The 9,834-nt window shown below is 30.8% G+C and carries 9 protein-coding genes; 1 reads left to right on the top strand and 8 read right to left on the bottom strand.

The annotated features are described in order from the left end of the window. From JJD95_RS20185 to JJD95_RS18200, 5 genes are all read right to left on the bottom strand, one after another. On the bottom strand, positions 1–82 hold an 82-nt coding region (locus JJD95_RS20185; protein WP_367114850.1), incomplete at its 3' end, for a helix-turn-helix domain-containing protein. 99 nt (positions 83–181) lie between these two features. Continuing rightward, positions 182–988, bottom strand: a complete 807-nt coding sequence (locus JJD95_RS18185; RefSeq protein ID WP_291644604.1) for a MerR family transcriptional regulator — start codon at positions 986–988, stop codon at positions 182–184. Positions 989–1,283: 295 nt separating this feature from the next. Next, on the bottom strand, positions 1,284–3,740 hold the full coding sequence (locus JJD95_RS18190) for an EAL domain-containing protein (protein ID WP_291644606.1): 2,457 nt from the start codon (positions 3,738–3,740) through the stop codon (positions 1,284–1,286). A gap of 196 nt (positions 3,741–3,936) precedes the next feature. Next, positions 3,937–4,749: a ThiF family adenylyltransferase gene (locus JJD95_RS18195; RefSeq protein ID WP_291644607.1), complete on the bottom strand. Its 813-nt coding sequence runs from the start codon at positions 4,747–4,749 to the stop codon at positions 3,937–3,939. 5 nt (positions 4,750–4,754) lie between these two features. Beyond that, on the bottom strand, positions 4,755–5,339 hold the full coding sequence (locus tag JJD95_RS18200) for a GNAT family N-acyltransferase (protein WP_291644609.1): 585 nt from the start codon (positions 5,337–5,339) through the stop codon (positions 4,755–4,757). 857 nt (positions 5,340–6,196) lie between these two features. Between JJD95_RS18200 and JJD95_RS18205 the strand changes: the two genes are divergently transcribed. Continuing rightward, positions 6,197–6,832, top strand: a complete 636-nt coding sequence (locus JJD95_RS18205) for an SGNH/GDSL hydrolase family protein (RefSeq protein ID WP_291644611.1) — start codon at positions 6,197–6,199, stop codon at positions 6,830–6,832. Positions 6,833–6,866: 34 nt separating this feature from the next. On the opposite strand, the gene JJD95_RS18210 is transcribed toward JJD95_RS18205, so the two are convergent. The 3 genes from JJD95_RS18210 to JJD95_RS18220 all read right to left on the bottom strand — a co-directional run bounded on the left by JJD95_RS18210 (position 6,867) and on the right by JJD95_RS18220 (position 9,488). Next, entirely contained in the window at positions 6,867–7,928 is a 1,062-nt protein-coding gene (locus JJD95_RS18210; protein ID WP_291644613.1) for a reductive dehalogenase domain-containing protein, read from the bottom strand. Between the two features lie 187 nt (positions 7,929–8,115). Continuing rightward, positions 8,116–8,496 carry a carbonic anhydrase gene (locus tag JJD95_RS18215; protein ID WP_291644615.1) on the bottom strand — a complete coding sequence of 127 codons (381 nt, stop codon included), beginning with the start codon at positions 8,494–8,496 and terminating at the stop codon, positions 8,116–8,118. Between the two features lie 128 nt (positions 8,497–8,624). After that, positions 8,625–9,488, bottom strand: a complete 864-nt coding sequence (locus JJD95_RS18220; RefSeq protein ID WP_291644617.1) for a PilZ domain-containing protein — start codon at positions 9,486–9,488, stop codon at positions 8,625–8,627. Between the last annotated feature and the right edge of the window lie 346 nt (positions 9,489–9,834).

Raw genomic sequence — 9,834 nt, forward strand, 5'->3', positions numbered from 1 at the left:
ACCCAAAAGCTTTTTCTAAGTATATGATTTGTTCTTTGTTTGGTTTCAACCGAAACTTATAACCTTTATTTTTCTTAATCATAGTTTCACCTCCTTTTTATACTACCTATTTTATAGTATAACCAATTTGGGTGGAAAGATAAAAAATATAAACATTTCTTTGTTTTCTTAGGGCTCGAACCTAAGAAAATAAAATGCTATCCATCTCCATCCTATAGAGAAATGGAGAATTTCGCATGAAAATAGTTAAAACTGCATCTCTTAAAAAAGCTGCCGTACCAGGTTGCTTCTTATCGTAGTATGCTGTGAAGCTTTCATCATCAACATACATTTGACAAAGCCCAGCATGCGCCTCCTTGCTATACTCACTCCAATAATTCATAAGCCATTCTTTGTGAAGTTCAGCTGCCTCTTGTGCTATATCACTTGCAGGGTCGCCATTTATAAAAGCCTCCGCTAGGGTAATTGTAAGTTGATTTGATAGTTTTGTCACCTCATCATACTCTTCCTCTGTCATGTTCATTACCTTTGCATTTGACTTTTCTACTGAATCCTTACCATACTTCTCTCTTATTTCTTTGCCATATTTCTTCTCATTGTCGTAAAGCGTATTTTTCTTAAAGCCTTCAAATTTTTCTTTATTACTCATATTAGTTTGCCCTCCTGTTACTGCTATTGTTTTATCAACATTCGCAATTAAAGCATTTAATTGATTTCTTTTTTTAAGGAGCTTTTCACGATGTTCTATAAGTGCACTAGACCTATCAAAGGAAGGTGCAGTTATTATTTCTTTTATACTATCTAACCTGACACCAAGTTCTCGATAAAACAGTATTTGCTGTAACCTGTCAACCTCTTTTTCACCATAAATTCGATATCCTGACGAATTGATTCTTGCCGGCTTAAGAATTCCTATTTCATCATAATATCTAAGTGTTCTGGTGCTAACACCTGCTATCTTTCCTAACTTTTGCACTGTATATTCCATACACTCATCTCCTTACAAGCTTATTGTACACGTTGACGTAGCGTTAATGTCAATACATATTTTTAATTTTTCCACTTCCGCACATTGTTAAAATAGCTCCTAAAATGAGGAACTCATACAAGCGTTAAGAAGTTTTCGGAAGTTGTCCACCTATAACAGTTTTTGCTACTTTATTTCCCAAGCAATATATATATTTTTACATTATTTTCTCCTGTATACTGTCTTTTGCAAATCGTTGTGTTATACCGATTACCTCTTAAATATGAATGTAGTTATACCATAAAATACACATGTACTAAATACTATTTCCCATTAATTCTTCTATTATATGAGCTTGTACTGGCTTATAATAATAATAGCCTTGTATTTCATCGCACATTTGTTCTTTTAAGAAGTCTAATTGTTCCTTTGTTTCCACACCTTCGGCAATTACTTTTAAATCTAAATTTCTAGCTAATGAAATTATGACCTTAATAATTGCTTCATCTTCACGGTTTATACTTATTCCTCTAACAAAAGATATATCTATTTTTATTTTATCTACTGGCAGTTGTTTAATATAATTTAAAGATGAATATTCTGTACCAAAATCATCTATTGCAATTTCTACTCCAAGTGCTTTTAATTGTTTTAGAGATTCAATAATATATTCTGTCTCCTTCATAATTATATTTTCTGTGATTTCCAGTTCCAGATATTTTGGATTTAAACCTGTTTCCTTTAAAATTTTAATAATATCTTCAATTATCCTTTTGTTTTGAAATTGATTTACCGAAAGATTAACTGCTACTGGCACATTAAATATTCCAGCATCTTGCCATTTTTTGTTTTGGCTACACGCTGTTTTAAGTACCCATTCACCTATTGGCAGTATAAGTCCAGTCTTTTCAGCTATGTAAATAAAATCTACTGGACTTACCCTTCCGAGTTCCGCACTATTCCACCTTATTAACGCTTCCATGCCAATGATTTTACCTGATATTACACTTACTTGTGGTTGATAATATAATTCAAATTCATTTCGCTCTATTGCCTTATATAAACAATTGGTTAACTTCATTTCTTTAGCCAATCCCTCTTTGAAAATTGCAGTGCAAAGCTCAAATTTGTTTATACCCTTACCTTTTGCCTTATACATTGCAATATCAGCATTTTTTATTAGAGTTTCTACGTCTTGTCCATCTACTGGATAAACTGCGCCACCAATACTAGTCGTCATATACAACTCATTACTATCTATAATAAATGATTTTTTAAAAGTGCTAAGAATTTCCTCAGATATTTCTCTGATATAATTCTCATTGTCTAAATTTCTAATTAAGATAAGGAACTCATCTCCACCAACTCTACAAACAGTATCACTTTCTTTTATAGTATTTAATAACCTTTTTGAAACCATTTTTAAAAGTTCATCACCTTTAGCATGTCCCATCGTATCATTTATCCTTTTAAAGGAATCTAAATCAAGAAATAGTACCCCTAATGCTTTTTCATTTGGAATTGCTTCAATGATACACTTCTCTAATCTATCAATAAACAACCTTTTATTTGGAAGTCCAGTTAAATAATCAAAATACGCTAGTTTTTTTATTTTTTCTTCCATATCTATACACACATTTATTTCATGCTCTAACTCTTTATTTGATTTACTAAGTTCACTAGTTCTTTCTAGAACTTTTATCTCTAGCCCCTCATGTGATTTTATTAATTCCTTTTGGGCTAGTTTTATCTCAGAAATATCCTGAAATATACAAACAATGCCTAACGAATCTCCCCATTCATCCTTTAAAATTGATGAAGATAAAAGAACGGGCAATTTATTATTATTATTTTGCACTATTTCAATTTCAAAACTACTACAGTTTGCTAATTTTGATAAATCTATTCTTTCTGAGAATAAATCACTTATTAGTTTATCTACAAGTTGATTTTTTTCATAGCCTAGTAGTTTGAGCGCTCCAGTGTTAATATCCTTTATTAATCCCTCATGATTTGCAATAATTAATCCTTCACGCATTATTTTTAAAACCTCTAAAGCAAAATTTTCGGGATTAAGGTCCATAAGCTTATATTTTTTAATAGAATACCATATTCCAATTATAGGTATTACAATTAAAATAATACCTATAGAAGGAATAACTGGTGTTATTAGCATCGGAAGCACAATATCTATAATGCCCCCTAAAACCATTGTTATCATAGTGGTAATTAGTATAAGCTTTGCCTGTTTCCTCTCCCTTATAACTTTTGTATTTTTCAACCACTTAATAAGGAGGAATATAACTAAGATCATATATATAAAATAATATGCATTATAAAAATTCGTCCAAATAAATCCCCTATCCGTTGATGCTATGTAAACCCATCCTAAATTTGTTTTAACAAAATTCTGTGCTGTTTCAGGCTTTAAAACATATAAATAAATAGATACTATAGCTGGAAAATAAAAAATCAAATAAGAAAATTGATTTTTCAGAAAAACTTTGTCACTGGTTAATTTGATAATAAAATGTGAAAATAAACAATAAAAAGTTGCCCAAGAAAGTGTAGCATATAGATAAACATCACTTGCAGTTTTACCATCAATTGACCTGTTCATTAAAGCTGTCATTAATGCCCAATAAGCTAAGTTAATGCAGATCACAAAAAATAATTTGTTTAATTTATTCTTAGAATCATTAAAAAATGTAAATATCCCTAAAATCACATATATGATTCCACACATAAAGTATAAAGCGGTTAAAATTTCCATAAAACATCTCCCCCAGTAGTACTTGTTTACTATTAGACTATCTTTCGTTTGTATAATTATATCAAAAATTATCTAATTTTGTCTATACTTATCTTTTTATGATGAAAGATATAAAAAAAGACCGCGAAGTTCATTATTTAAAATTATCTTCACGGTCTTTTTATATAAATTATATATTCTTTGATATAGCTTTTATTTATTCAAGCAAATTTAGTGCATTACTTGTTAAAGATTTTTGCATGTCAATTAACATTAAATTAGGTGCATTAAGCACAGGTAAACCAGAAAGAATACGAACAACAAGCGTTCCAATAAACGAAGCAACAGCATAAGCGCCTGGAGCCACTTGTGATGCTGGACATGGAGTTCCATCCTCCATAAATATTAGGGCTTTACTTATTGCATCTAATACAGTAGGGTCCAATTGCTCTTTTAACCTATATATAAATCCTGCAAATATTTCCGGATATCCAAATTGATCAACCGGACCTTCAAGTGGTAATGAAAGGATTTGTCTAAATGAGCACGTTGCATTTGGAGGGAAATAAATACATCCTGCTCCAAATCCAAGCGCCAAAGCTGTTATCAAGTGCTTCTTTTGTTTTGCACATTCATCATGTAATCCTATTATTGCCGTTAAATCCAAAAAATCAATTGTATCAAAAACTATATCCGCATCATTAACAACCTCAGCAACATTTTTTTCGGATATATATTCAGTAAATTCTTTAATTTTAACTGATGGACTAATTGATTTAAGCCTTACTGATAATGCTTTCACCTTAAGTTCTCCAATATCATCAGCAACAAAACATTGACGATTTAAATTATGGTCGCTTACTACATCACCATCCGCTAGAATGAAATTTTCAAACCCTAATCTAACTGCTACCTCCGCAAACATACTTCCAATTCCACACCCTGCTATAAGAATAGTTGTGTTACGTATTTTTTCTTGTAATTCATTTGGTATATAATCTATGTTTCTTAACGTTAGCTGTTCATACATAAGTATTATTCCCCCCCTTTGTTCATTTTGATGTTTGCCGTACAAGCTACTTCATTTTTTACAAAGTAATCCTCCACTTCACTTAATATTAAGCAAGCGGGAATTGTATAACCTCCAAAATAGTCCTTACCTTCTTTTAAAGGCTTAAAAGTATAACCCTTTCTGCTTATATAATTCAATAAATTCCTCTCTGATATTGTATAAGCGTGTGTTATCCCATTTTTAATTGCCCAGTCATAAATTGTGCGAACGAGACCAATTACAACATTATAACCTCTTCTATCTTTAGGTATTATTAATCTAGACACCTCAAGCCTTTTCTGATTATAATTCGGGTTAATATCAAAGGCTTTTTCCATTGGCATTGCCATGTTATTCTCTGGTAAAATAAGTCTTACACTCCCAACCAATATATTATTAACATCAAAAGCTCCAAATTGAATTGAATTTTTATCGTACTCATCATTTTCTAGACAATCTAAATAATTTGAAGAATCCAACCATTTTTTTTCTTCACAATAAATATCATATCTCAACTTATAAATAAGTTTTTTTTCTTCATCATCTTCTACTATTCTATATATGTACATTTTTTAACAGCTCCGATCATTGTTCATAGATATTTTACCATAGTGACTAAACATCTACAATTATCTTTTCTTATGTTTTTCTTCTATATGTTTCCATCATTCTACATTTATCATTATATTCCTCTTTTATTATCTTATTTCTTTTGTTAATCTTGTTCCTTTTGATCCAAAGTCTAGAGATTTAACATTAACGGCACTTTTTTTTCATTTTCCTCATGATAATTTCCCCTTATAAATAAATGGTTGCGGTCTAAATAATAATAACTCAAAATGAAAACTATCTTCGTCACCTAAATTGCCAATGCTAACTTTATAGCTGTTTGCTAAACATTACAATACAGGATTCGCACCTGCACTACATGTAGGCACTTCGCGCCGTACCCTGTGGGCTTTCGGAGGATCAGAGTGACGAGCTTGCTAACATTTTATATTGCAATCTACAATACAATATATTTATAAGATAATTGTGGACATCCCTTTGAGAATGCATTAATATATAATATATACTTAAAGTGTCATTGATATCATAAATGCATCAGGCACAACATATCTAATATAAAAGTAGACGAAGACCAAGAAGACTGTTTTTATGGGCAGGTTCAAGTTTTATACCTGCATCTATAATGACACTTATTCCATCTTTATTAGCACTTTATTATAACTGGCTCCATAGTTCTTTTAATTGGAGTATTCTGCATGCTTATCTATGCTAGTCTAAGAAATAAGGAATTTACTAAGCGGCAAGAACGTCGTTCCCATTAGATAATGTCATCAAGCTAGCATGCAAATAATTTACGACTTAAATTTGATAATAATAGTATAATTTAAACATATTAGTAGACTAAGGACGTGATTAAATGGTTTTAACTTATTGGTCAAATAAAACATGGAATGTAATGGGTGATAGCATAACTGATATCTATAATCCTCTTGCTACAAAACGATATTTCGATTATATAAAAGATTATTTAGGATTTTCTACTATTAGAAATTATGGTATAAGTGGTTCTTGTATAGGCATGTCAGAACAAGTTTCAAACCCTAACCCAATGTCAATAAGATATACTACAATGGATTCTGCTGCGGATTTAATAACTGTATTGGGTGGAGTAAATGACTTCGGAAGAGGTGTACAACTTGGAACGATGAGTGATAGAACTATTAATACATTCTTTGGAGCATGCCATGTTTTATTTAGTGGACTAATTGAAAAATACCCTGATAAGATTATTGCTATATTCTCACCATTACAAACAGATGGATTTTTCTCAAATCCAAATATATATGGGTTAACAGAGGATGTATATGTTAATGCCATGGAACAAGTTGCAAATTATTATGCTTTACCATTTTTAAATCTATTTAAATCCTGTGGTATAAATTCATTAAGTTCTGTACAAAAAACTTTGTATCAACCAGATGGTTTGCATCTAAATAACGCAGGACATGAAAGAGTTGCTAAAAAAATGGCAATATTCATTAATTCATTATAATAACGGCTTTTCTAAATTAATCCTTCAAGTTTGTTTATTTTAACCATTCAGGTTCTTCTCTTATAATTGGTCTTATACCGTACTTTTCCTGAAAATCTTTTAAAATACCTTGCCTAGTTTCCGAAGAGGATTTAATGTTAGAAATTAAGTCTTCCGAAATACCATATGTAAATGGACAATTAGCTATACATAAACCACAATCGGTCCCTAAACTCCTCCATCGTCTATAACATTCCTCAGCATTTATCTTCCATCTTAATACACCATCTTCTTCTACCATTTCTGTCTTAGATATTGCTTTTCCGGGACATGTCTTTGCACATCTTCCACAATCAAGGCAAAATTCCAAAACACCAAAATCTTCTTTTGCGTCTGGTATAAGGGGCATATCTGTGGTTACTATTCCAAGCCTAACACAAGGCCCATACTCTTTAGTTATAATTAGTCCATGTCTACCAAACTCACCAAGGCCTGCATCTCTTGCTACTAGTGGTGCTATTACTAAATAGTTTCCATCCATATGATTTCTAGCATCATATCCTAGCTCTCTAATATAATATGAAAGTAACATTCCTACAGTTGCTGACTCCACATATCCTTTTACAGTAGCCATTGCTTCTGGCAGTTTTGGCGCCCTCATAATCATTTCAGTATCCATAGGTACTGCAAACACAATTCCATACTTATGCTTTTTAATGATTTCATCGCCATAGTTTTCTTCATGTCTTCCCCTATGCGAATAGTAATGGTAATCTTTCATTTCTGTTATCCCAACTAATTTTGCGCCATAAAATTTAGCTACTCCCTTAACTCTTTCTGTCATAACAATTGGGTCTACTTGAGCTTTATTTGGGGATATTTCACCTTCACTGAATTTTCTTATATCATATAAATATTTAAAAGAAGCATCTACAATTGGTGAATTGATTTTATTAAACATAACTGACCCTTCACCGCCCATAGGAGGTAACCTTCTGAGTGAATCATCTACTTCCTTTAAATGAGGATTATTATTATAATAATCCTCATACATTTTGCTTCCTTCTTTATAATTCATTCTTGCAAACATAATATCTCTTTCATCAATTTTTTTCATATATACTCCTCCGATGCTTTTATATTATTAACTCAAGAGGTTAATAATATAATTATAACATATTTACAGTCACCTATTATTATTTTATTAAGCTCATTTTCACCATCAAAGACTACTATAAACAAAAAGCCCTCCGTCCATAAATAGGACAAAAGGCTAAGTTTCTCGCAGAAGTGGTGCGAGAAATCTAATCACTTACAACATGTACATGCAAAAATTCATCAACCCATAGACCTATTACTATAACTGGAAGTCCCCATGATTTAACTTCATATGTTGATTTTACTATATCTTGAAAGTGTTTGTAGTCACTAACAGGATTTCCAGCACAATCATAATGTCCTACTACAGCAACTATATTTGAGTTATGAGCTTTTATTGAAATTATAGCATTCTCTTTTAAACTTTCAATTTCAACAAAGTGGGATTGAGATAACACCTTATCCATTCCAGGTTCTGTAACTAAATCCACATAATCCACATCAAAGTTTTCTTTCAACCAATTTATTACAGGGATTTGAGTTCTACCATCAATACAGTTTAGCGCAGTTGCAAATCTCTTTTTCATTACACACCTTCATTTAATTTTTCACTATTAATATATGAAGACATTATAGAATCTGTGCAAGCCTGACTACAAAAAATCTATAAAATAACTATTCAAAAAACTAGCCTTGAAAACTGTGCTCTATATTTTTATACCCACCACTCAACGTTATGATCTTCAGGCTTTGGGTAATTAAACTTTAGTATAAAACATTCTTGATTTAATAACCCATGTTCTAAAGAAAGATTTACTACTTTTTCTATAATCTCAGCTATCTTTTCTTTTTTTGAATCAGGGATATTTAATTCCACTCCATATCTATATTTATTCTCTTCGGCTTTTGCTCTCCAGAGCGCATAACCTTTAACATAAATTTTTATATCAGCAATAACTATAATAAATTCTAAAATTGTATCCTCATCTATTTCAATATCAGTAATAACTTGAATACCCTGTTGTGATATATTATCTATTAATATAGTGTCCCACTGCGATATATTAGCTTTATTGCTTATTTTGTCCATTTTCATTTTTGCAACAAAATGATTATTAAGTTTATATCTTAAACATATTCTTTTGTTAAATTTACCCGTATATTCCCTAATACAATCTACTACATCACATGAGCAAAGTTCAGAATTATTTAAAATACCGTCTTTATTTAACTCATTAATTTTACCTATGAACTGTTCATGCTCTTCATCTACCTTATTAACAAATTGAACTCCGTACCTATATATACCCCTATCAATTTCCTCTTTTCTAACAATATAACCATAAAAAGCAGTACTCACCTCTTCAACGATCAACTTAAATTCAATAACAATACTATTACTTACTGGGAGGTTTAAACTAAATAGAAACTTAAGACCACCAGTGCTAATATTTTCTACACAGATATTTCCAGTTCCAGTAGTGACCCTTTTATTATTAACTTTAACAATAGAAATTCGTGTGCAAATTGGTGTTTTACATTCAATTCTAAAAAATTTTCTATTATCTCTCGTTTCCATAAAAAGCCTCCCTTTTTTCTATTATTATCGGTGTAGTAATTTATTTCTGTATCTTTATTTGTTAAGGTATAATATATAAGAATTCATCAATTCATTAATTCCATTATTCTACATTTGTTACAATATTCCTCTTTAATAAATGACATTTATATAAATTAATCTTTCTTAGATTCAAAAAAACTAAAATAAAAGACAGATGCAATTTTAAACTGGTACCTATAGACTAGACACTTAGAAAAAAAGTGTTTGAGCTGTAGGTGCTTTTTTTGTATAATTAAATACATAGTGAGAGGTGGTAATTATGAGTAAAGTTTTATTTTCAAAAGCAGGTATATTAGCGCTCCAA

The sequence above is a fragment of the Clostridium sp. genome, assembly GCF_016650035.1.
Lineage (GTDB): Bacteria > Bacillota > Clostridia > Clostridiales > Clostridiaceae > Clostridium_AD.